Annotated in this window: 22 protein-coding genes; 16 read left to right on the top strand and 6 right to left on the bottom strand. The window is 72.3% G+C overall.

Features of this window, described 5'->3' with window-relative positions; all coding sequences use genetic code 11:
- Window positions 1-21 precede the first annotated feature (21 nt).
- Complete coding sequence (locus ACWD0A_RS31240; RefSeq protein WP_451303572.1) at window positions 22-810, bottom strand: VOC family protein; 789 nt, start codon at window positions 808-810, stop codon at window positions 22-24.
- A gap of 239 nt (window positions 811-1049) precedes the next feature.
- On the opposite strand from ACWD0A_RS31240, the gene ACWD0A_RS31235 reads away from it, so the two are divergent.
- On the top strand, window positions 1050-1880 hold the full coding sequence (locus tag ACWD0A_RS31235) for a sulfurtransferase (protein WP_451303570.1): 831 nt from the start codon (window positions 1050-1052) through the stop codon (window positions 1878-1880).
- Between the two features lie 229 nt (window positions 1881-2109).
- Here the strand turns inward: ACWD0A_RS31235 and sepH are convergent, their stop codons facing one another.
- Entirely contained in the window at window positions 2110-3156 is a 1047-nt protein-coding gene (sepH, locus tag ACWD0A_RS31230; protein WP_451303568.1) for a septation protein SepH, read from the bottom strand.
- 463 nt (window positions 3157-3619) lie between these two features.
- Between sepH and ACWD0A_RS31225 the strand changes: the two genes are divergently transcribed.
- Window positions 3620-4531 (top strand): hypothetical protein, encoded by a 912-nt coding sequence (locus tag ACWD0A_RS31225; RefSeq protein WP_451303566.1) that lies wholly within the window; start codon window positions 3620-3622, stop codon window positions 4529-4531.
- Window positions 4532-4586: 55 nt separating this feature from the next.
- On the opposite strand, the gene ACWD0A_RS31220 is transcribed toward ACWD0A_RS31225, so the two are convergent.
- Both ACWD0A_RS31220 and ACWD0A_RS31215 read right to left on the bottom strand, forming a co-directional pair.
- Window positions 4587-5924: a D-arabinono-1,4-lactone oxidase gene (locus tag ACWD0A_RS31220; RefSeq protein WP_451303564.1), complete on the bottom strand. Its 1338-nt coding sequence runs from the start codon at window positions 5922-5924 to the stop codon at window positions 4587-4589.
- Window positions 5875-7125, bottom strand: coding sequence for an MFS transporter (locus ACWD0A_RS31215; protein WP_451303562.1), 1251 nt, complete (start codon window positions 7123-7125; stop codon window positions 5875-5877). Before ACWD0A_RS31215 ends, ACWD0A_RS31220 begins: the two co-directional genes overlap by 50 nt.
- A 135-nt stretch (window positions 7126-7260) precedes the next feature.
- On the opposite strand from ACWD0A_RS31215, the gene ACWD0A_RS31210 reads away from it, so the two are divergent.
- A complete protein-coding gene (locus ACWD0A_RS31210; protein ID WP_451303560.1) occupies window positions 7261-8388 on the top strand; it encodes a ferrochelatase in 1128 nt (375 codons plus the stop codon).
- A gap of 10 nt (window positions 8389-8398) precedes the next feature.
- On the top strand, window positions 8399-9199 hold the full coding sequence (locus tag ACWD0A_RS31205; protein ID WP_451303558.1) for an inositol monophosphatase family protein: 801 nt from the start codon (window positions 8399-8401) through the stop codon (window positions 9197-9199).
- A gap of 217 nt (window positions 9200-9416) precedes the next feature.
- Here ACWD0A_RS31205 and ACWD0A_RS31200 read toward each other — a convergent pair whose 3' ends face one another.
- Window positions 9417-9584 carry a hypothetical protein gene (locus ACWD0A_RS31200; RefSeq protein WP_307713056.1) on the bottom strand — a complete coding sequence of 56 codons (168 nt, stop codon included), beginning with the start codon at window positions 9582-9584 and terminating at the stop codon, window positions 9417-9419.
- 321 nt (window positions 9585-9905) lie between these two features.
- Here ACWD0A_RS31200 and ACWD0A_RS31195 point away from each other — a divergent pair, with 321 nt between their 5' ends.
- From ACWD0A_RS31195 to ACWD0A_RS31180, 4 genes are all read left to right on the top strand, one after another.
- Window positions 9906-10559, top strand: a complete 654-nt coding sequence (locus ACWD0A_RS31195) for a response regulator transcription factor (protein ID WP_177151625.1) — start codon at window positions 9906-9908, stop codon at window positions 10557-10559.
- Window positions 10560-10564: 5 nt separating this feature from the next.
- Complete coding sequence (locus ACWD0A_RS31190; protein ID WP_451303555.1) at window positions 10565-11803, top strand: sensor histidine kinase; 1239 nt, start codon at window positions 10565-10567, stop codon at window positions 11801-11803.
- 383 nt (window positions 11804-12186) lie between these two features.
- Window positions 12187-12483 (top strand): DUF4193 domain-containing protein, encoded by a 297-nt coding sequence (locus ACWD0A_RS31185; RefSeq protein WP_018848140.1) that lies wholly within the window; start codon window positions 12187-12189, stop codon window positions 12481-12483.
- Window positions 12484-12496: 13 nt separating this feature from the next.
- On the top strand, window positions 12497-13450 hold the full coding sequence (locus ACWD0A_RS31180; protein ID WP_451303553.1) for a hypothetical protein: 954 nt from the start codon (window positions 12497-12499) through the stop codon (window positions 13448-13450).
- Window positions 13451-13471: 21 nt separating this feature from the next.
- Here ACWD0A_RS31180 and ACWD0A_RS31175 read toward each other — a convergent pair whose 3' ends face one another.
- Window positions 13472-13930: a DUF3093 domain-containing protein gene (locus tag ACWD0A_RS31175; RefSeq protein ID WP_451303551.1), complete on the bottom strand. Its 459-nt coding sequence runs from the start codon at window positions 13928-13930 to the stop codon at window positions 13472-13474.
- Window positions 13931-13988: 58 nt separating this feature from the next.
- On the opposite strand from ACWD0A_RS31175, the gene ACWD0A_RS31170 reads away from it, so the two are divergent.
- The 8 genes from ACWD0A_RS31170 (at window position 13989) to ACWD0A_RS31135 (ending at window position 21482) form a co-directional block, all read left to right on the top strand.
- The gene (locus ACWD0A_RS31170; protein ID WP_451303549.1) at window positions 13989-14609 is read left to right on the top strand and encodes a PaaI family thioesterase; all 621 of its coding nucleotides are present in this window, start codon (window positions 13989-13991) and stop codon (window positions 14607-14609) included.
- Window positions 14609-15121, top strand: coding sequence for a dUTP diphosphatase (dut, locus tag ACWD0A_RS31165; protein WP_451303547.1), 513 nt, complete (start codon window positions 14609-14611; stop codon window positions 15119-15121). Before ACWD0A_RS31170 ends, dut begins: the two co-directional genes overlap by 1 nt.
- Before the next feature lies 1 nt (window position 15122).
- Complete coding sequence (locus ACWD0A_RS31160) at window positions 15123-15896, top strand: DUF3710 domain-containing protein (RefSeq protein WP_451303545.1); 774 nt, start codon at window positions 15123-15125, stop codon at window positions 15894-15896.
- 141 nt (window positions 15897-16037) lie between these two features.
- Window positions 16038-16769, top strand: coding sequence for an ABC transporter ATP-binding protein (locus tag ACWD0A_RS31155; protein ID WP_451303543.1), 732 nt, complete (start codon window positions 16038-16040; stop codon window positions 16767-16769).
- Between the two features lie 160 nt (window positions 16770-16929).
- On the top strand, window positions 16930-19476 hold the full coding sequence (locus ACWD0A_RS31150; protein ID WP_451303541.1) for an ATP-binding protein: 2547 nt from the start codon (window positions 16930-16932) through the stop codon (window positions 19474-19476).
- 100 nt (window positions 19477-19576) lie between these two features.
- On the top strand, window positions 19577-20260 hold the full coding sequence (locus tag ACWD0A_RS31145) for a response regulator (protein ID WP_307713046.1): 684 nt from the start codon (window positions 19577-19579) through the stop codon (window positions 20258-20260).
- Window positions 20261-20294: 34 nt separating this feature from the next.
- Window positions 20295-20720, top strand: coding sequence for an OB-fold nucleic acid binding domain-containing protein (locus ACWD0A_RS31140; protein WP_451303539.1), 426 nt, complete (start codon window positions 20295-20297; stop codon window positions 20718-20720).
- A gap of 3 nt (window positions 20721-20723) precedes the next feature.
- Window positions 20724-21482: a DUF3159 domain-containing protein gene (locus tag ACWD0A_RS31135; protein ID WP_451303537.1), complete on the top strand. Its 759-nt coding sequence runs from the start codon at window positions 20724-20726 to the stop codon at window positions 21480-21482.
- Window positions 21483-21590 lie beyond the last annotated feature (108 nt).

The following is a 21590-nucleotide window of genomic DNA, read 5'->3' as shown; positions in this document are numbered from 1 at the left end:
CGTCCGCCGTCTGAATCCGCCTCAGTCCCGTTCCGTCCGGACGACCGTGAACACCGCGCCCTCGGGGTCCGCGACGGTCGCCTCGCGCCCGGCGGTCCCCGGACCCGGCGGCCGGATCACCCGCCCGCCCAGCTCGACGACCCGCCGCGCCGCCGCGTCGGGATCCTCGACCTCGAAGTACGTCATCCAGTGCGGGCCGCGGTCACGCGGCAGCGCGTTGCCGACGCCGTGCACCGACGCCACCGGCCGGCCGCCGACGAGCAGCGTCAGACGGTCCTCCTCCGCGGAGTCGTCCGCGCCGGAGGGGACGCTCGCCTGCGCCTCGTGGCCGAAGACCACCTGGTAGAACTTGCTCACCGTGGTGTCCCGGGCGACCAGCTCGTTCCACACCGGGGTGCCGTGCGCGCCGTGGACGGCGGTGCCGGTGTGCGCCGCCGCCTGCCAGACGCCGAAGACCGTACCGACCGGGTCGGAGGCGATGGCCAGCCGTCCCTCGTCCCCGGCGACCAGCGGGCCCACGCCCACGGTGCCGCAGGCGCTCCTGATCGCCTCGGCCGTCGCGTCCGCGTCGTCCGTCGCCAGATACGGCGTCCAGGCCACCGGCAGGTGACGGTCGGTGGGCAGGCGGCCGATCCCCGCCACCACCTTGCCGTCGAGCAGCCCTTGGACATACGGGCCCAACTGCTGCGGGCCGGGCGCGAACTCCCATCCGAACAGCGACGCGTAGAACTCCTGCGTCGCGTCAAGGTCGTGCACCATCAGGCTCACCCAGCAGGGTGTGCCGGGCGCGCGCCGAGTCGCCTCGGTCATCGTCACTCTCTCCTCGGACCATCGTGGTGGCCGTGCGGGGACGGGCGCGCCGTTGTGCGGAAAGACTGTGCGCCCGAGCAGATGCTTTCACCACCGGGCGCCCACTGTGTCCCGGCCGCGCCGGATGTGGCGGGTTCCCGCCGGAGCATGCCCGTTCTGCCGTCGGTCATCCACGTCGGAGGGCGTTGACGGTCCGGCGATCGGTGGGGTCCGGCGACCCGGTGCGCGAGGATGGCTGTATGACACCCATCATCTCCGCGGCCGATCTCGCGACCGAACTCGCCGGCCCGACGCCGCCGGTGCTGCTCGACGTCCGCTACCAGCTCGGCGGACCGCACGGCAGGCCCGCGTACGAGGCCGGGCACATCCCCGGCGCCGTCTTCGTCGACCTCGACGCGGAACTGGCGGGGCCGCCCGGAGCGGGCGGGCGCCACCCGCTGCCCGACGTCGGCGCCTTCGGCGCGGCGATGCGCCGCGCGGGCGTCGGCGCCGGCTCGCCGGTCGTGACGTACGACGGCGACAAGGGCTGGGGCGCGGCCCGCGCCTGGTGGCTGCTGCGCTGGACAGGGCATTCCGATGTACGGGTCCTCGACGGCGGACTCGCGGCCTGGACGGGGCCGCTGGAGACGAAGGTGCCCGAGCCCGCGGAGGGCGACTTCGTCCCCGCGCCGGGCGCGCTGCCGCTCCTGGACGCCGACGGCGCCGCGCAGATCGCCCGCGAGGGGCTGCTGCTGGACGCGAGGGCGGGGGAGCGGTACCGGGGCGAGGTGGAGCCCATCGACGCCGTGGCGGGTCACATCCCCGGCGCGGTCTCGGCTCCGACCACGGAGAACGTGGACGAGGCGGGCCGCTTCCTGCCGCGCGAGCAGCTGGTCGCGCGCTTCGTCGGCCTCGGTGCGGGCGAGGACGCGAAGACCGTCGGCGTCTACTGCGGCTCCGGCGTCTCCGCGGCGCAGCAGGCGGTCGCGCTGGAGCTGGCGGGCTTCGTCCCGGCGCTGTACGCGGGCTCCTGGTCGGAGTGGTCCCGCGACCCGTCCCGCCCGGTCGCCACGGGCCCGAACCCGTCCTGACGCCCGCCGCGGTACGGCGGTGCGAGCCCCGGCACCGCTCGGAACGGGCGCTCTCCGCACGGGAGCGCCCGGTGGCCATGGGCCGGGCCCGAGCTGGGCTCCCGCTCGTCACGAGACCGGGCCCGCCGCAAGCGGCCGCGCTGGGCGGGGCGCCGCCGCTGCGCGGCCGTCCGCGCGCGCCGAAGGGCCGGCACCGTACTGGTGCCGGCCCTTCGGCGAACCTCTGTCGCTACTCCTGCTTCTTGCGGCGCGCGCCGAAGACGATCTCGTCCCAGCTGGGCACCGCCGCCCGGCGGCCTGGACGGACGCCGTCCGCCTCGGCCTGACGGTCCGTCGTGCCGGTCAGCCGGTCGCGGTGGCCCGCCACCGAGCGCGGCATGAGCACGTCCGCGTACGCGGACCCCGCGCCGGCCGACGCCGCGGGAGCCACCGGCTCCTCCTCGGCCTCGGGCTCCTGCACCGGGTCGAGCGCGGCGGGCTCCGGCTGTGCCGTGCGCTCCGGGACGACCATGTCGCCGCGGAAGTTCGGCACGGCCTCCAACAGGCTGGTCAGCGAGTCCCGTTCGCCGTTCTCCTCCGGATCGGCGACGGGGCCCACGGCAGGCCGGTCGATCTGGCGGTCCAGGGCACGGTCCAGCGGCCGGTCCCTCGGCAGCCGTGCGATGCGCGGGACGAACGGGAAGCTCGGCTCCTGCGCGATCGTGTCGTCCGTCTCGCCGATCAGCGCGCGCGCCTCGTCGTCGACGGCCTGCACGAGCCGCCGCGGCGGGTCGTAGGTCCAGCTCGCCGAGTGGGGTTCGCCCGCCACGAGATAGACCAGCAGGACCTCCCAGGTGCCGTCGTCACGGCGCCACGAGTCCCACTGCACGGTGTCCTTCTCGGCGCCGCGCAGCAGCAGCCGCTCCTGCACCGCTTCACCGAGCTGCGGGCCGGTGTTCTCGCCGGGGCGGCGTACGGGCGTCTTCCGGGCCCGTTCCGCCATGAACGCGCGCTCGGCCAGCACAGGGCCCTCGAAGCGGCGCACCCGGTCGACGGGGATGCCGGCGAGCTGCGCGACCTCTTCGGCCGAGGCGCCCGCGCGTATGCGCGCCTGGATGTCGCGGGGGCGGAGATGGCTCTCCACCTCGATCTCGATCTGACCGAGACGGGCGCGGTCGTTGCGTACGGCGGCGCGCAGCCGCTCATCGATCGGAAGCGTGTATTCCGTGCTGTCCGCAGCCTTGAGCACCAGTCGTGTGCCGTCGTTGGAGACGGCCACGACACGCAGTTCGGGCATGGGGACCTCCCGGGTGGTGCCTGCCGACGTCACCTGCGTCGCTGCTTCCGCTAGTCGAGTGTGGCCTGCCCGGGTGCAGCCTGCCACAACCTTGCCGAGTTGCCCGGCGTGTCGGGCACAGGCCCTTGATCGCCGTTATGGCACGGTTATCTATTTGCCACTCGGAGTGATCAGATCTCACTCTGAGCAATAGATTCCCGTGCGGTGCCGCGGCGCCGCCGGATCGAGCGCCGCTTTCGGCCCCCTACCTGGGGTCCGAACACCGTGAGGGTGCTTGGGCCCAGGGCTCGCCACAGTACTCCATTCGGGCCATCGGGGTGGACTGCCGCGCCGCCGAACTTCTCGCCGGGCGAGGGAGTTGGGTCACCGAACCGGGGGTGACCAGGTGTTGTGCTTCACAGAAACGGCGGAAACGGAACTATCCGCTTCGCCCATCTGTCACTCCTTGGTGCACGTCGGACAGATGGGTGGACAGAGGCGGGAGATGCGGCAGAAGCGGAACAGCGGGACGAAGGGGCGGGAGCACGCCGCGCCGGAGGCGACGGGCTCACGGATCGAGCCGGACGCGACAGGCTCGCGGATCGACCTGAGCGTGCCTCAGGTCGCGGGCAGCGCGCTCGCCGCGGTAGCCGCGGCGGTGCTCGCGTCCCAACTGGGCGTCTACGGGACCGTCATCGGCGCCGGAGTCGTCAGTGTGGTGGTCACCTGCGGCGGTCCGCTCATCCAGCACGTCTTCAGCAGAACCGGCGAGCAGCTGCGCGAAGTCACCGTCCAGGCAAGGCCGAAGGGCGGCCGGGCCCCTGTCGCCGATGCCACCCGGACGTGCGCAGGCGGCCCGCCGGAGGGGCGGAACGCCCCTGCCGAGGGCGAGTTCGGGGAAGCGAGCGCGTACCGCGCCCGCGTACGCGGCTGGAAGCGGCCGGCCGCCGCGGCCGCGGTCGTCTTCGCCGTGGCCATGGCCGGGGTCACCGGCTACGAACTGGTGGCGGGCGAGGACCTGAGCGGCGGCAAGGGCACCACGGTCGGTTCCGCGTTCGACGGCGGCCGGGGCGGTGGCGAGGCCGAGGTCCACCCGGAGTCCACGCCCGGATCGAACGACACGCCGTCCCGGTCACCCGACGGGGGAGCGGCCGGTGTACCGGAGGACGACCGGGGCGAGGACGCCGACCCGCCCGGGGCGGGCGACCCGGATCCGTCCGGATCAACGGGCCCCGCGCCCGGTCCGTCGCAGTCCGCCGCCCCGGACACCGGGGTCACCGCACCGGCGCCCGCGGCACCGTCGCCGTCCACGTCCGACGCCGGCACGGAGGATCAGGACCCTGCCCTCGGAACCGCACCCGCAGAGGGCACCGGAACCGCTCCGGCCGGACCGTGACCCGGCGGCCTGTCGTCTGCGGACAGCGACCGGGCGGCCAGGCGGCCTGTTCCGGTCAGTCGCCCAGGACCCGCCGCAGATAGGGGTTCTGGAACATCCGGCCCGGATCCAGCCGGTCCCTGAGTGCCGTGAACTCGCCGAATCCGGGGTACACCTCGGCGAGGTACGCGGCGTCCCGCGTGTGGATCTTGCCCCAGTGCGGCCGTCCGGCGTGCGCGGTCATGATCCGCTCGACGGCGGTGAAGTAGGAGCGGTACGGCGTCCCCCGGTACATGTGGACGGCGACGTACGCGCTCTCCCGGCCCGACGCCGTCGAGAGCGTGATGTCGTCCGCCGGGGCGGTGCGGACCTCCACGGGGAAGCCGATGCGCAGCGGCGAGCGGTCCACCATGGCCCGCAACTCGCGCAGCACGTCGACCACCGCCTCGCGCGGCACCGCGTACTCCATCTCCACGAACCGCACCCGGCGCGGAGATGTGAAGACCTTGTAGGGAATGTCCGTGTACGTGCGGGCGGACAGAGCTCTGCTGGAGACACGAGCGATGGCGGGGACCGCCGCCGGGAACGCGCGGCCGACCGAACAGGCGACTTGGAACACCCCGTTGGACAGCAGCTCGTCGTCGATCCAGCCGCGCACGGCACCGGCGGGGGCGGCGGGTCCGGCACTGCGGTTGTTGCGCTTGGTGTTGCAGTTGCCGGTGTGCGGGAACCAGTAGAACTCGAAGTGCTCGTTCTCCGCGTGGAGCGCGTCGAAGTCCGCGAGCACCCGGTCGAGGGGCATCGGTTCCTCGCGGGCGGTCAGCAGGAAGACCGGTTCCACGGCGAACGTGATCGCGGTGACCACACCCAGGGCGCCGAGCCCGATGCGGGCCGCCGCGAAGACCGCTCGTTCCTCGGCGGTCCCCTTCTCGGAGCACGTGAGCAGCGAGCCGTCCGCCGTCACCAGCTCGAGGCCCTTGATCTGCGCGGCGAGCGACGCCGATTCCCGGCCGGTGCCGTGGGTTCCGGTCGAGGTGGCGCCGGCGACGGTCTGCTCCATGATGTCGCCCATGTTGGTGAGCGACAGGCCCTCCCGTGCCAGGGCCGCGTTCAGCCGCCTGAGCGGAGTGCCCGCCTCCACCGTCACGGTCATCTCCGACCGGTCGATCCGCCGGATCCCGGTCAGCAGGTCGGGACGGATCAGCAGCCCGTCGGTGGCGGCGATGGCGGTGAACGAGTGGCCGCTGCCCACCGTCTTGACCCGCAGCCCGTCCTCGGCCGCGCGGCGCACCGCGTCGGCGAGCTCGTCCGCCGATGCCGGACGGGCCTCGCGCTGCGGTGTCGAGGCGACGGTCCCCGCCCAGTTACGCCACGTGCTCTTCACGCTCTTCGTACTGTTGCGAGTCCCGCTCACGCTGTCCCTCCCGCGTCGGCACCGGCCTGCGCAGCCGGCGGTACCCCAGGAACGCCACCGCGGCCGCGAGCACTCCCGCGATGCCGGGCACCCCGTACCCCGCGGCAGCGCCGTGCGCGTCGACCACCCAGCCGGCGGCCGACGAACCGAGTGCCACACCGACCGCGAGCCCCGTACTGGTCCAGGACATGCCCTCGGTCAGTTTGCTGCGCGGTACGTGGGCTTCGACGAGGGCCATGGTCGTCACCATCGTCGGTGCGATGGCAAGGCCCGCGACAAAGAGCGCCACGGCCAGGAAGGGCAGGTTCCCGGCCAGTTGGAGGGGGATCATACTCACGGCCATCGCACACACGCCGAGCACCCACCTGCGCGACGGCTCGCCCTTGAGGTGCAGCAGTCCGAACACGGCGCCGGCGAGGCAGGAGCCCAGCGCGTACACGGCCAGCACCAGGCTGGCGGCCGCCTTGTGGCCCTCCTCCTCGGCGAACGCCACGGTCACCACGTCCACCGCGCCGAAGATCGCACCCGTGGCGACGAACGCGGCCACCAGCACCTGCAGCCCGGGCGAGCGCAGGGCGCTGCCGCCCGTGTGCTGCTCGACGGGATGCGGCTTCGGCTCGGTGGCGCGCTGGGCGGTGAGCCACCAGACGCCGACGAGCAGGAAGAGTGCGGCGAGCAGCGGACCGGCCTCCGGGAACCACACCGTCGACAGACCGATCGAGACGATCGGCCCGAAGATGAAGCAGACCTCGTCGACGATCGACTCGAAGGAGTACGCGGTGTGCAGCCGGCGCGCCGAGCCCTGGTAGATCTCGGCCCAGCGCGCCCTCGTCATGGCGCCGACGCTCGGCACGCAGCCCGCCGCGGCCGAGAAGACGAACAGCGTCCATTCCGGCATGCCCTGCTGCGCGCAGACCAGCAGACCCGCGACGGCCGCCACGGCGGCCAGCGTGGCCGGGCGCAGCACCCGCCGCTGGCCGTGCCGGTCGACGAGGCGCGAGATCTGCGGCCCGAGCACGGCGGCGGACATCGCGAGCGTCGCCGAGAGGGCACCGGCCAGTCCGTAACGGCCGGTGATCTGCGAGATCATCGTGACGATGCCGATGCCCATCATGGACAGCGGCATCCGGCCGAGGAAGCCGGCCGTGGAGAACCCCAGGGTGCCGGGGGCGGCGAAGATCGCGCGGTAGGGACTGGGCAAGAGGCACTCCGGTAAGGCGTATGGGCAGCCTTCACAGCTTACGGCCGAACGGGTGTCCGCGCACCGCGGTTTATCCCCGCCCTGTGCCGGGGGCCTCCCCGCCGGAGCCGGGCAGAGGGTGGCAGGATCGATCCCATGTCCGATCTGCGTGATCCAGCTCCTTACGACGCCCTTCTGCTGCTCTCCTTCGGTGGCCCCGAAGGCCCGGACGACGTGGTCCCGTTCCTCGAGAACGTCACCCGCGGCCGGGGTATCCCCAAAGAGCGGCTCAAGGAGGTGGGTCAGCACTACTTCCTGTTCGGCGGCGTCAGCCCCATCAACGACCAGAACCGCGCCCTGCTCGACGCCCTGCGCAAGGACTTCGCCGGACACGGCCTCGACCTGCCGGTGTACTGGGGCAACCGCAACTGGGCGCCGTACCTCACCGACACCCTGCGCGAGATGACGGCCGCCGGGCACCGCCGTGTCGCGGTGCTCGCGACCAGCGCGTACGCCTCCTACTCCGGCTGCCGCCAGTACCGGGAGAACCTGGCCGACGCGCTGGACACCCTCCGGGCCGAGGGCCTGGAGGCGCCCCGGGTGGACAAGCTGCGCCACTACTTCAACCACCCGGGCTTCGTCCGACCCATGATCGACGGCGTCCTCGCCGCGCTGGCCGACCTGCCCGAGGACGTCAGGGCCGGCGCCCACCTCGCCTTCACCACCCACTCCATCCCCACGTCCGCCGCGGACACCTCGGGCCCCGAGCCGGAGCACGGGGAGGGCGGCGCCTACGTGGCCCAGCACCTGGACGTGGCGGCCCTGATCGCCGCCGCCGTACGGGACGAGACGGGCATCGAGCATCCCTGGCAGCTCGTCTACCAGTCCCGCAGCGGCGCCCCGCACATCCCGTGGCTGGAGCCGGACATCTGCGACCACCTCGAAGCGCTGCACGCGTCCGGGGCGCCCGCGGCCGTCATGGTCCCCATCGGCTTCGTCTCCGACCACATGGAGGTCCTCTACGACCTCGACACCGAGGCCACAGCCAAGGCCGCCGAGCTGGGGCTGCCCGTGCGCCGGTCCGCCACCGTGGGCGCCGACCCGCGGTTCGCCGCCGCCGTACGCGACCTCGTGCTGGAGCGCGCCGCGACCGAGCGCGGCATCGCCGCCGAGCGCTGCGCCCTCGGGGCGCTCGGCGCGAGCCATGACCTCTGCCCGGTCGGCTGCTGCCCGGCGCGGACGCCGAAGCCCGCGGCCGCCGGCGCCGACAGCCCCTACGCGTAAGGAGACCCCTGTGACCGACGCCCTGACGTCCGAACTGCTCACCCTCGCCCTCGAAGCCGCCCGCAGGGCGGGCGCGCTGCTGCGGGACGGCAGGCCGGACGACCTGGCGGTCGCCCGGACCAAGTCCAGCCCCATCGACGTGGTCACCGAGATGGACATCGCCGCGGAGAAGCTGATCACCGGCTATCTGTCGGAGCACCGGCCCGACGACGGCTTCCTCGGCGAGGAGGGCGCGTCGAGCAGCGGCAGCAGCGGCGTCCGCTGGGTGATCGACCCGCTCGACGGCACTGTCAACTACCTGTACGGGCTGCCCACATGGGCCGTGTCGATCGCCGCCGAACGCGACGGCGAGACGGTCGTGGGAGTCGTCGAGGCGCCGATGCGCGGGGAGACGTTCCGGGCGGTCCTGGGGAACGGGGCATACCTGGGCGAGCGGCGGCTGAGCTGCCGGTCGGCGCCGCCGCTGGACCAGGCGCTGGTGTCCACGGGCTTCAACTACGTCCAGACCGTCCGCACGCACCAGGCGGAGGTGGCGCACCGGCTGATCCCCCAACTGCGTGACATCCGTCGCGGCGGCTCGGCGGCCGTCGACCTGTGCGACGTGGCCGCGGGCCGTCTCGACGGCTACTACGAGCGTGGGCTCAGCCCCTGGGACCTGGCGGCGGGCGACCTGATCGCCCGTGAGGCGGGCGCGCGCACGGGCGGCCGCCCCGGCGAGCTCCCCTCCGGCGACCTGACGGTCGCGGCGCCCCCGGGGGTCTTCGAGCCGCTCCAGACCCTCCTGGAGGACCTGGGCGCCTGGCACGACTGAATTATTGGCGGCTCGGTTCGCCTCCGGGGCGCCTGAGACGGTGCCGACGGTCGATCGTGCTCGCGCCCTCGTTCCTCGGGCCCTCCGCGCGTTCTCCCTTTCGACACCGCCGTGCCCCTTCGGCTCACTCGCCCACGCGCAGAGCCATCCGCTGCACACAAGGAACCCCGGCGCCGTCCTGCGGTGCCGGGGTTCCTTGTGCTGCTCGGAGCGGGTGCTACGCCGCGCTGACCTCGACGCCGTGCTCGGCGGCGAGCCGGCGCAGGTCCTCCAGCTCGGCCAGCTCGACGTCGGCGAGGAAGTCGTCGCCCGTCTCGCGCGCCATCGTCAGGTCGGTCTCCGCAGCCTTTATGCGCTGCAGAAGTCCCGCGGTGAAAGCGTCCATGATGCGCCCCCTCGGCTAGGTCGGTGGCACGGGGGTGTGCCTGGCTGGGGTCCCCCTCGCCGGGGCGAGAGGCGGGTGATCAACCCTGGAACAGGTCGTGCTGCGCCACTACAAGGCGTGATCGTGGGTGTGCAGACGTCTTCCCCAGCCGTTCCCTCAGGGAAACCTCAACTGTCCCGGGAATCGGCTTCATTCCCCGATGCTCTTGCAACGAGATTCCGCCTTACAGCCGGTTTACGCGCGTAACGGGCAGGATGTATGCGCACAGCCAGTGCAAAGGCCTGCCCGTCGCCGGACGGGCTCGGAGGAAGGAACAGCGACGTGCGCGTACTCGTCGTCGAGGACGAGCAGCTGCTCGCCGATGCGGTGGCCACCGGACTGCGCCGGGAGGCCATGGCCGTCGACGTCGTGTACGACGGCGCGGCGGCCCTGGAGCGCATCGAGGTCAACGACTACGACGTGGTGGTCCTCGACCGTGACCTCCCGCTCGTGCACGGCGACGACGTCTGCCGCAAGATCGTCGAGCTGGGCATGCCGACCCGTGTGCTGATGCTCACCGCGTCGGGGGACGTCAGCGACCGCGTGGAGGGCCTTGAGCTGGGCGCCGACGACTACCTGCCCAAGCCGTTCGCGTTCACCGAGCTCACGGCCCGCGTCCGCGCGCTCGGCCGGCGGACGACCGTGCCGCTGCCCCCGGTGCTGGAGCGCGCCGGGATCAAGCTCGATCCGAACCGCCGCGAGGTGTTCCGGGACGGGAAGGAGATCCAGCTCGCGCCGAAGGAGTTCGCCGTGCTGGAGGTCCTGATGCGCAGCGAGGGCGCCGTGGTCTCGGCCGAGCAGCTGCTGGAGAAGGCCTGGGACGAGAACACCGACCCGTTCACCAACGTCGTGCGCGTGACCGTGATGACCTTGCGCCGCAAGCTCGGCGAGCCGCCGGTGATCGTCACGGTGCCCGGCTCCGGCTACCGGATCTGATCCGCATGGCCTCCGTCCCCGCGCCCCCCGAGGCGCCACCGAAACCGACCTGGGACCCCAGGGAGCCGGTGCGGCCGTGGCTGCGCCCGACCATCCGGATACGGCTCACCCTGCTGTACGGCGGGATGTTCCTGATCGCGGGCATCCTGCTGCTGTCGATCATCTATCTGTTCACCGCGCAGGCGCTGCACGACGGGAGCGGGCTTCCGTTCAAGCTGCTGCCGGAGAGCAAGATCCAGCTGACCGACAACTCCTGCGAGGCGCTGACCACGGGCCTGTCGGCCGACGAGGCCAACGCCGCCCTGAAGTCGTGCTTCGCGCACCAGCGCGAGCTGGCCCTGGACGACCTGCTGCGCCGCTCGCTGTTCGCCCTGCTCGGGCTGAGCATCATCGCCTTCGCCTTCGGCTACGCGATGGCGGGGCGGGTCCTGTCGCCGCTCGGCCGCATCACCCGTACCGCCCGCCAGGTGGCCGGCTCGGACCTGACCCGCCGGATCGAGCTGGACGGCCCGGACGACGAGCTGAAGGAGCTCGCCGACACCTTCGACGAGATGCTGGACCGTCTGGAGCGGGCCTTCACCGCCCAGCAGCGGTTCGTCGCCAACGCCTCGCACGAGCTGCGCACCCCGCTGGCGATCAACCGCACCCTCCTGGAGGTCCACCTCTCGGATCCGGGAGCGCCCGTGGAGCTCCAGCAGCTCGGCAAGACGCTGCTGGCCACCAACGAACGCAGCGAGCAGCTCGTGGAGGGCCTGCTGCTGCTCGCCCGCAGCGACAACCAGATCGTCGAGCGCAAGCCGGTCGACCTGGCCGAGGTCGCCGCGCGCGCCATCGACCAGGTGCGGGCCGAGGCCGACGCGCAGGGCGTGGAGATCCGCGGGGAGCGGGCCCCCGCCGTGGTGCAGGGCAACGGCGTGCTGCTGGAGCGGATCGCGCTGAACCTCGTGCAGAACGGCGTTCGCTACAACGTGGGGGACGGCGGCTGGGTCGAGGTCTCGACGGAGGTCCAGCAGGGCCAGGCCGTCCTGGTCGTGTCGAACACGGGCCCGGTGGTTCCCGCGTACGAGATCGACAACCTCTTCGAGCCGTTCAGAAGGCTGCGGCAGGAGCGGACGGGCAGCGACAAGGGCGTCGGCCTGGGCCTTTCCATCGCCCGGTCCGTCGCGCGCGCCCACGGGGGCCGTATCATCGCGGAGCCCCGGGAGGGTGGTGGTCTTGTGATGCGTGTCACCCTGCCGGTCTGACCGGCTGAAGGACGTTCGCTTTAAGCGGAATTTTCGGGACCCACTCCCGAAGGCGCTGTTGTGCGATCGATCACAGAAGCGATTTTCAGGCCATATACTCTCCGTGATCGCACATCCTGCCGGAAAGTCGGAAAAAGTCCGAGTTTCCGAGGGGCGGGATCACGGGAAGTACACGGGGTGGCGCCTGTGCAGCGCGTCCCGCGGACCGTGTACGGTCCCCATCGCCGTCCAACCCGATCACTCTTGAGGGGTCCGGTTGGGTGTCGATTGAGTAACAGACCTTGATGTGAGGCAAAATCTCCGCCTCAGGTCGGGCACAAGTCCGGCCTCTCACGCGTTACGTGCGCTGGAGACACCGCAGACACCCAGAGGGGGAGAGCGACATGGCAACGGATTACGACACCCCACGCAAGACCGACGACGACGTCGATTCCGACAGCCTTGAGGAACTGAAGGCCCGGCGGAACGACAAGTCCACCTCCACCGTCGACGTCGACGAGTTCGACGCCGCGGAGGGCATGGAGCTCCCCGGAGCCGACCTGTCCAACGAGGAGCTGGCCGTACGGGTCCTGCCGAAGCAGGCCGACGAGTTCACCTGCATGAGCTGCTTCCTCGTGCACCACCGCAGCCAGCTGGCGCGTGAGAAGAACGGCCAGCCGATCTGCCGCGACTGCGACTGAGGGCAGGTCGCCAGTGGCAGGCGAGACACCGTCCAGGAAGCGGCGCTTTCGGCGTCAGAAGCCGCCGGAGGCGCACCAGGGCGGTTCGGGCCCGGCGCAGGACGCCACGGCGTCCACCGAGCACGATGCCGCCCTGCTGCCGCACGGCGCAGGTCACGACGTGGAGCGAGGCCGCTCGGCCTCGCTCGAAGCGGCGGGCCGGGCGGGGCGACGCCTGGCCGCAGTGCGGCAGGGCGTCGCCAGGGGCGGTGCGAGCGCCAGGGTCTCGCTGGTGAAGACACGACAGGGCGCCAAGGCGGCGCTGGCCCACCTCGCCGACCGCCTCATCGAGAACGCGCCGCGCGTCCCGGTCCGTGACCTCTACACGCTGCGCAGGCAGTTCCCCGGGCTCGGCCCCGAGCAGCTCGCCGACAAGCTCGTCATGGGCGCGGCCAACGCGACGTCCACCGTCGGCGCCGGTGTCGGCGCCGCCGCGATGATGCCCGTGCCGCCCGCCATGCCGACCGAGCTGGCAGCGGAGGTCCTGGGCGTCGGAGCGATCGAGCTCAAGCTCGTCGCCGAGCTCCACGAGGTCTACGGTCTGCGCCCGCCGGGCGGCCTCAAGGACCGCAGCGCCGCGTATCTGAACTCCTGGTCGTCCGAGCGCGGCATCGACGTGACCAAGCCGTCGACCTACAACGCGTCCATGGGCAGCCAGCTCAAGCGCCAGCTGCGCCAGCAGATCATGAAGCGCATGGTGCGCAACCTGCCCAGCCTCACGCCGTTCCTGGTCGGAGCCGCCGTCGGCGCGGTGATGAACCGCCGCGACACCCGGAAGCTCGCCGACCACATCCGCGCGGACCTGCGCAGGAGGCAGGTGCCCTGGGACGCCCTGCCGCCGCTCCCGCCGCTCGAGCAGCCGAAGGACGCGCTGCCCGGGGAGGTGCTGGGGGAGACCCGGCGACTCCCGCCCTCGTCGGAGCGCTGAGCGACCCGCTCGGAGCCCCGTTCAGGCCGCGCGGACCGCTGTCACAGCCGCCGCCAGCTCCTGCGGGTGCCGCGTCGACAGGTAGACGTACGGCGTCGGGTCCGCCGGGTCGGTGACCTCGATGCGCACCGCCGTCGGCACATAGCTGCGCAGCAGCATGAACGCCCGCGGATCCGCCTTGTGCGACCGCCAGGCACGCGCCTCCTGCGGATCCAGCACCTCGGGCGTGCCGAGCGCCGACACCGGGATCCGCGCGTCACCGGCGACCAGCGAGCCGGCCACCACGCGAATGCGGGCCGAGCCGTACGAGCTGACCAGAGCCCCCGCGAGTGCCGCCGCCCCGATCAGGCCGCCGAGCATCGGCAGCGTCCCCAGCGGCAGCGCGACCAGACCGCCGCTGACGCCGGCGAGAGCGGTGACGACCCACCACGAACGGGGCACGGTCAGGCGTTCTGAGTACTGCGGGGCGGAAGGCTGCATGAATCCAAGCTTGGCACGGCGCGACCGGCGGGTATCCGCGCGGGTAAGGTCTGCGCCTGTGAGTAACGCGAACCCCCAGGCGGCGACGCCCGGCCCCCCGGCCGGCTCCACGGCGCTGACCCCGCCCGCCGACGCCACGGCACCGGCCCGGCACCCCGACGCCCCGGCCCCCGGCGAGCTCCTCGGCGCGCACTACGACCACTGCTTCGGCTGCGGCGGTGCCCAGCCCCACGGGCTGCACCTGGCCGCCCGTGCCCAGGAGGGCGTACGCGTCACCGCCGAGTTCACCGTCAGGCCCGCACATCAGGGCGCACCGGGCCTCGCCCACGGCGGGGTCCTCGCCACCGCGCTGGACGAGACGCTGGGCTCGCTGAACTGGCTGCTGCGCGTGATCGCCGTGACCGGCAAGCTGGAGACCGACTTCGTGCGCCCCGTGCCCGTCGGCACCGTGCTGCACCTCGACGCCGAGGTCACCGCCGTCGCCGGGCGCAAGATCTACTCGCGTGCCACCGGCCGGATCGGCGGCCCGGACGGACCGGTGGCCGTCCGCGCGGGTGCGCTGTTCATCGAGGTCAAGGTCGACCACTTCATCGACAACGGCCGTGCCGAGGAGATCCGGGCCGCCATGGCCGACCCCGACCAGATCAGGCGCGCCCGCGCCTTCGAGGTGAACCCCTGATGCGTGAACCCGTCGACGTACTGATCCGCCGTGTGGACCCCGAGGTCCCGCTCCCGGCGTACGGGCACCCCGGCGACGCCGGGGCCGATCTCGTGACCTGCGAGGCAATCGAGCTGGCCCCCGGCGAACGCGCCGTTCTGCCCACGGGAGTGTCCATCGCGCTGCCCGACGGGTACGCGGCCTTCGTGCATCCGCGCTCGGGTCTCGCCGCGCGCTGCGGAGTGGCCCTCGTGAATGCCCCGGGGACGGTGGATGCCGGGTACCGTGGGGAGATCAAGGTGATCGTGGTCAATCTGGACCCGCGCGAGAGCGTGCGGTTCGAAAGGTTCGACCGGATTGCCCAACTGGTCGTCCAGCAGGTCGAGAAGGTGCGCTTCCACGAGGTGGCGGAGCTTCCCGGCTCGGCGCGGGCCGAGGGGGGCTTCGGGTCCACCGGCGGTCACGCCGCCGTGGACGGCACTACGGGTGGGAATCGATACGCTTCGGTCGTATCCGACCGGGAAGGACAGTGACGTGTTCGGACGTCGCAAGAAGAGTGGTTCCGCCGGGGACACGGCGGCGGGCGAGGCCGAGCGAGTCGCCGACCAGTCGGACGAGCTCGGCACCGATGCCGAGGAGAGCGCGCCCCGCAGGGTGAACCTCCCGCCGGCGCCCCGGCCCGACGGCCCCTGGGACGTCTCCGAGGTCTCCAGGCCCGGCGACGGCAGGGTCGACCTGGGCGGACTTTTCGTGCCCGGGGTCGAGGGCATGGAGCTGCGCGTCGAGGTCGCCGGCGACGCGATCGTCGCCGCCACGGTCGTGCTGCGCGACAGCGCCATCCAGCTGCAGGCCTTCGCGGCGCCCAAGAAGGAAGGCATCTGGGGCGAGGTCCGCGAGGAGATCGCCTCCGGCATCACGCAGCAGGGCGGGATCATCGACGAGGTCGAGGGTCCGCTCGGCTGGGAGCTGCGGGCTCAGGTGCCCGTGCAGCTGCCCGACGGCACGGGCGGCGTACAGCTCGTCCGCTTCGTCGGTGTCGACGGCCCCCGCTGGTTCCTGCGCGGCGTGATCTCCGGGCAGGCCGCGGTGCAGCCGCAGGCCGCCGGTCTGCTGGAGCAGATCTTCCGGGACACCGTCGTCGTGCGCGGCGACGGCCCGATGGCGCCCCGCGACCCGATCGTCCTCAAGCTGCCGGACGACGCCCAGATGGTGCCCGAGGGCGTCCAGCAGGAGACGCAGGAGGGATCCCGCTTCTCCGGAGGCATGGGCCAGCTCCAGCGCGGACCCGAGATCACCGAGGTCCGCTGACACGACGTACAAGGGCGCGTGGGCCGCGATTCCCCTCCGAGGGAGCCGCGGCCCACGCTCCTTTGCGCGCACGGCCGTTGCCCGTGCGCATGGCCCCTGCACATACTGTGGCCCGGACGATCAGGACGTACGGGGGAACGCATGACCGAGAGCAGCAGCGTGCACGGCGGCACCGCCGTCATCGGTGACCGGACCGGCGCACCGATGGTGCGGGTGGAGAACCTGCGCCGGTCGTACGGCACCGGCGCCGCGGCCGTGCACGCGCTCCGCGGCGTCTCCTTCGAGATCCCCCAAGGTGAACTCGTCGCCCTCAAGGGCCGCTCGGGCTCCGGCAAGACCACGCTCCTCAACCTCGTCGGCGGACTCGACTCCCCGGACGAGGGCCGGATCACCGTCGACGGCATCGACCTGTCGGGGCTCGGTGAGAACGGCCTCCTGGAGCTGCGCCGGGACCGGATCGGCTTCATCTTCCAGTCCTTGGGGCTGATCCCGATCCTGAGCGCGGCCGAGAACGTGGGCGTGCCCCTGCGCCTGCGCAAGGCGGATCCGCGCGAGCGGGAGGAGCGGGTGCAGCTGATGCTCGCCCTCGTCGGCCTCGCCGACCACGCGGCCCAGCGCCCCGGCGAGCTCTCCGGCGGCCAGCAGCAGCGCGTCGCCGTCGCGAGGGCCCTCGCCAACCGCCCCGCCCTGCTGATCGCCGACGAACCGACGGGCCAGCTGGACGCCGAGACCGGGCTGGCGGTGATGGAGCTCCTGCGCGCCGTCGTGCGCAGCGAGGGGGTCACCGCCCTGGTCGCCACGCACGACGCCCAGCTGCTCGACCTCGCGGACCGGGTGCTGGAACTGCGCGACGGCGAGATCGTCGAGCACTGACGGGCCGCGGCCGGCACGGGTCGGGGCGCGTCAGAATCGCGTCAATACGCACCGGGGAGTCCTCCGGCGTCCCTTTCACCCCCTCGGTTCGACGTAGGGTCGACGCTGCGCGGGCAGCGGCCGCCGCCGCCTGACGCGGCACAGAGAAGACAATGGGGCCATGGGACGCGGCAAGCTTCGGATCTACCTGGGTGCGGCGCCCGGAGTCGGCAAGACGTACGCGATGCTCTCCGAGGCGCACCGCCGCGTGGAACGCGGCACGGACTGCGTCGTCGCGTTCGTGGAGCACTACGACCGGCCGCGCACCGAGGAGCTGCTCCACGGACTGGAGCAGGTGCCACGCCGCGAGATCACCCACCCCGGCGCCGCCTTCAGCGAGATGGACGTCGACGCCGTGCTGGAGCGCCGCCCGGCGGTCGCCCTCGTCGACGAACTCGCCCACACCAACGTGCCGGGCTCCCGCAACGCCAAGCGCTGGCAGGACGTCGAGGAGCTGCTCGCCGCCGGCGTGGACGTCATATCGACCGTCAACATCCAGCACCTCGAATCACTCGGCGACGTCGTCGACTCGATCACCGGCGTACGGCAGCCGGAGACGGTACCCGACGAGGTGGTCCGCAGAGCCGACCAGATCGAACTCGTCGACATGGCGCCTCAGGCGCTGCGCCGCCGGATGGCCCACGGCAACATCTACAAGCCGGACCGGGTGGACGCCGCCCTGTCCAACTACTTCCGCCCCGGCAACCTCACCGCACTGCGCGAGCTGGCCCTGCTCTGGCTCGCCGACCGGGTCGACGAATACCTCCAGCAGTACCGGGGCGAGCACAACATCCGCTCCACCTGGCAGGCACGCGAACGCATCGTCGTCGGTCTCACCGGCGGACCCGAGGGCCGCACCCTGATCCGGCGCGCGTCCCGGATGGCGGCCAAGGGCTCGGGCAGCGAGATCCTCGCCGTCTACATCGCCCGCAGCGACGGGCTGACCTCCGCGTCCCCCAAGGAACTCGCCGTCCAGCGCACGCTGGTCGAGGACCTCGGCGGCACCTTCCACCACGTGATCGGCGACGACGTGCCCTCCGCGCTGCTTGAGTTCGCACGCGGGGTCAACGCCACCCAGATCGTCCTCGGCTCCAGCCGCCGCAAGTCCTGGCAGTACCTCTTCGGCCCCGGCGTCGGGGCGACCGTGGCCCGCGACTCCTGGCCCGACCTCGACGTCCACATCGTCACCCACGACGAGGCCGGCAAGGGGCGCGGCCTGCCCGTGGCCCGCGGCGCCCGCCTCGGCCGCTCCCGGATCGCGGCGGGCTGGGCCGCCGGCGTCGTCGCGCCCGTGCTGCTGGCCCTGGTGCTGTCGGGCATGGAGAACGGCCCCGGCCTCGCCAACGATGTCCTGCTGTTCCTCTTCCTCACGGTCACGGCGGCACTGATCGGCGGGCTGCTGCCCGCGCTCGCCTCCGCCGCCGTCGGATCACTGCTGCTCAACTACTACTTCACGCCACCCACCCACACCCTCGACATCGCCGAGCCACGCAACCTCGTCGCCATCGTGATCTTCTTCGCGGTGGCCGTGGCGGTCGCCTCCGTCGTGGACCTCGCCGCCCGCCGCACCCATCAGGCGGCCCGGCTGCGGGCCGAGTCGGAGATCCTCTCCTTCCTCGCCGGCAGCGTGCTGCGCGGCGAGACCGCGCTCGACGCGCTCCTCGAACGGGTCCGGGAGACCTTCGCGATGGAGTCCGTGGCCCTCCTGGAGCGCGCCGGCGACATCGAGCCGTGGACGTGCACGGCGAGCGCCGGACCCGATCCCGCGGCCCGCCCCGACGACGCGGACGTGGACATGCCCGTCGGCGACCACATGGCGCTAGCCCTCTCCGGCCGCGTACTGCCCGCCGAGGACCGGCGGGTGCTCGCCGCGTTCGCCACCCAGGCCGCGGTCGTCCTCGACCGCCAGCGCCTGGTGGGAGAGGCGGAGGCGGCCCGGGCGCTCGCCGAGGGCAACCGCATCCGCACCGCACTGCTCGCCGCCGTCAGCCACGACCTGCGCACCCCGCTCGCGGGGATCAAGGCGGCGGTCTCCTCGCTCCGGTCCGACGACGTCGCCTGGTCCGAGGAGGACGAGGCCGAGCTGCTCGCCGGCATCGAGGACGGCGCGGACCGGCTCGACCACCTCGTCGGCAACCTGCTCGACATGTCGCGCCTGCAGACCGGTACCGTCACCCCGCTGATCCGCGAGACGAGTCTCGACGAGGTGATCCCGCTCGCCCTGGCCGGCGTACCGCCGGAGAGCGTGGTCCTCGACATCCCCGAGTCGCTGCCCATGGTGGCCGTCGACCGCGGGCTGCTGGAGCGGGCGGTGGCCAACATCGTCGAGAACGCCGTCAAGTACAGCCCTGTCGGCACGCCCGTCACCGTCGCGGCCAGCGCTCTCGGGGAACGGGTCGAACTGCGGGTCGCCGATCGCGGCAGCGGTGTGCCCGACGAGGAGAAGGAACGCATCTTCGAGCCGTTCCAGCGCTACGGCGACGCCCCGCGCGGCGCCGGCGTCGGCCTCGGCCTCGCCGTAGCCCGGGGCTTCGTCGAGTCCATGGGCGGCACGCTCACCGCCGAGGACACCCCCGGCGGCGGCATGACCATGGTGCTCACCCTGTGCGCCGCTCCGGGGCACGGCCGCAAGGGCGCCGCCGGACTGTCCGCGTGGGCGGCGACATGACGCCGCGCGGCGCGCCCGGCACCCGCCTGCCCGGCCAGGCCCCTCGGCCCGCACAGCAGTCCCAGTCCTCCCAGCCCACTCAGCAGAAAGGCGGACCGGTATGACCCGGGTGCTCGTGGTCGACGACGAGCCGCAGATCGTCCGCGCCCTCGTCATCAACCTGAAGGCGCGCAAGTACGAGGTGGACTCGGCCCCCGACGGCGCGACCGCGCTCGACATCGCCGCCGCCCGTCACCCCGACGTCGTCGTTCTCGACCTCGGCCTGCCCGACATGGACGGCGTCGAGGTCATCAAGGGGCTGCGCGGCTGGACCAGGGTGCCGATCCTGGTGCTCTCCGCACGCCACTCCTCGGACGAGAAGGTCGAGGCGCTCGACGCGGGCGCCGACGACTACGTCACCAAACCCTTCGGCATGGACGAACTGCTGGCCCGGCTTCGCGCCGCCGTCCGCAGGGCCGAGCCCGTCGGCAGCGGCGAGGAGGTGGTCACCGTCGAGACCGCGACCTTCACCGTCGACCTCGCGGCGAAGAAGGTGAACCGCGACGGACGCGACGTACGTCTCACGCCCACCGAGTGGCATCTGCTGGAGGTCCTCGTCCGCAACACCGGCCGCCTCGTCAGCCAGAAGCAACTGCTCCAGGAGGTATGGGGCCCTTCGTACGGGACGGAGACCAACTACCTCCGGGTCTACATGGCGCAGCTGCGCCGCAAGCTGGAGGCCGACCCCTCGCACCCGAAGCACTTCGTCACCGAGCCCGGCATGGGGTACCGCTTCGAACGTTGATCCGGCCCATCCGGGGGGCCGGTAGGCTTTCTGTATGAGTGCTGTACCCCGTTCCGAGAACGCGGCGAAGGACAACAGGGCGTCGAAACCCGCCGGCCGCTTCCGCCGCATGCTCGACCGGCTCTCCAGCTCGCAGCAGGATCTCGAGTCGGAGGAGCTCCAGGAGGACGCCCAGGCGTCGGGGTGCACCCCCATCAGCGACTGCGGTGACCGCCAGATAGTCCGGGTCACTGGTACCTTGCGCACCGTCACCCTTCGTCCGCGGGCCGGTGTGCCCGCGCTGGAGGCGGAGCTCTTCGACGGCACGGCCCCGCTCGACGTCGTCTGGCTCGGCCGCCGGTCCATCGTGGGCATCGAGCCGGGCCGCAGGCTGATCGCGTCCGGCCGGATCTCGATGAGCCACGGCCGCCGGGTGCTGTTCAATCCCAAATACGAACTCCGACCGCTCGGACAGGAGTAGCCGGTGACGTCTGTCGACAAGCCGACCCCCACGACGAACGACCAGCACCAGGACAGCGCGCAGGGCCCCGCCGATGCGAAGGCGGTCACCGAGGCGGCGCTGTTCGAGGCGTTCGGCGGCGTGCGCGGCATGGTGGAGACGGTCCTGCCGGGCCTGCTCTTCGTCACGATCTACACGATCAACAAGGACCTGCACATCTCGGCGATCGCCGCGCTCGCGGTCTCGCTGGTATTGGTGGCCGTCCGGCTGGTGCGCAAGGACACCGTGAAGCACGCCTTCAGCGGCGTCTTCGGCGTGGCCTTCGGTGTCGTCTTCGCGATGATGACCGGCAACGCGAAGGACTTCTACCTGCCGGGCATGCTCTACACGCTCGGGCTCGCACTGGCGTACATCATCACGACGCTGGCGGGCGTGCCGCTGATCGGCCTGATCCTCGGCCCGGTGTTCAAGGAGAACCTCTCCTGGCGCACGCGCAACCCCGGCCGCAAGAAGGCGTACGCGAAGGCCAGCTGGGCCTGGGGCCTGATCCTGCTCGCCAAGTGCGCGATCCTGTTCCCGCTGTACTGGTGGGCGGACACGACGCAGCTGGGCTGGGTCCTGGTCACTCTCAAGATCCCGCCGTTCCTGTTGGCCGTGTACCTGACCTGGCTGTTCCTGGCGAAGGCGCCGCCGCCGATCGACGTCTTCGCGGAGATGGAGGCGGAGGAACGGGCGGAGAAGGCCCGCAAGGCGGCAGCACAGACCCACGGCGGCGACGCGTAGCCTCGACGGCTCGCGCATACGGGACGGCCCGGAACCGATCGGTTCCGGGCCGGGGCCGGATGGGGGCGGTGGGGCCCGGGGGGGCGGGCGGGGCGGGGGTGGGGATGG

The sequence above is a fragment of the Streptomyces sp. NPDC002867 genome (assembly GCF_053591895.1).
Note: the sequence above shows the minus strand (reverse complement) of the source record. Positions and strands in the feature narration are given on the sequence as shown.

Bases quoted from the DNA above. Each gene is read 5' to 3' on its own strand.
- ACWD0A_RS31240 (WP_451303572.1), bottom strand. From the start codon at position 810: ATGACCGAGGCGACTCGGCGCGCGCCCGGCACACCCTGCTGGGTGAGC.
- ACWD0A_RS31235 (WP_451303570.1), top strand. From the start codon at position 1,050: ATGACACCCATCATCTCCGCGGCCGATCTCGCGACCGAACTCGCCGGC.
- sepH (WP_451303568.1), bottom strand. From the start codon at position 3,156: ATGCCCGAACTGCGTGTCGTGGCCGTCTCCAACGACGGCACACGACTG.
- ACWD0A_RS31225 (WP_451303566.1), top strand. From the start codon at position 3,620: ATGGGTGGACAGAGGCGGGAGATGCGGCAGAAGCGGAACAGCGGGACG.
- ACWD0A_RS31210 (WP_451303560.1), top strand. From the start codon at position 7,261: ATGTCCGATCTGCGTGATCCAGCTCCTTACGACGCCCTTCTGCTGCTC.
- ACWD0A_RS31200 (WP_307713056.1), bottom strand. From the start codon at position 9,584: ATGGACGCTTTCACCGCGGGACTTCTGCAGCGCATAAAGGCTGCGGAG.
- ACWD0A_RS31190 (WP_451303555.1), top strand. From the start codon at position 10,565: ATGGCCTCCGTCCCCGCGCCCCCCGAGGCGCCACCGAAACCGACCTGG.
- ACWD0A_RS31185 (WP_018848140.1), top strand. From the start codon at position 12,187: ATGGCAACGGATTACGACACCCCACGCAAGACCGACGACGACGTCGAT.
- ACWD0A_RS31175 (WP_451303551.1), bottom strand. From the start codon at position 13,930: ATGCAGCCTTCCGCCCCGCAGTACTCAGAACGCCTGACCGTGCCCCGT.
- dut (WP_451303547.1), top strand. From the start codon at position 14,609: ATGCGTGAACCCGTCGACGTACTGATCCGCCGTGTGGACCCCGAGGTC.
- ACWD0A_RS31155 (WP_451303543.1), top strand. From the start codon at position 16,038: ATGACCGAGAGCAGCAGCGTGCACGGCGGCACCGCCGTCATCGGTGAC.
- ACWD0A_RS31150 (WP_451303541.1), top strand. From the start codon at position 16,930: ATGGGACGCGGCAAGCTTCGGATCTACCTGGGTGCGGCGCCCGGAGTC.
- ACWD0A_RS31145 (WP_307713046.1), top strand. From the start codon at position 19,577: ATGACCCGGGTGCTCGTGGTCGACGACGAGCCGCAGATCGTCCGCGCC.
- ACWD0A_RS31140 (WP_451303539.1), top strand. From the start codon at position 20,295: ATGAGTGCTGTACCCCGTTCCGAGAACGCGGCGAAGGACAACAGGGCG.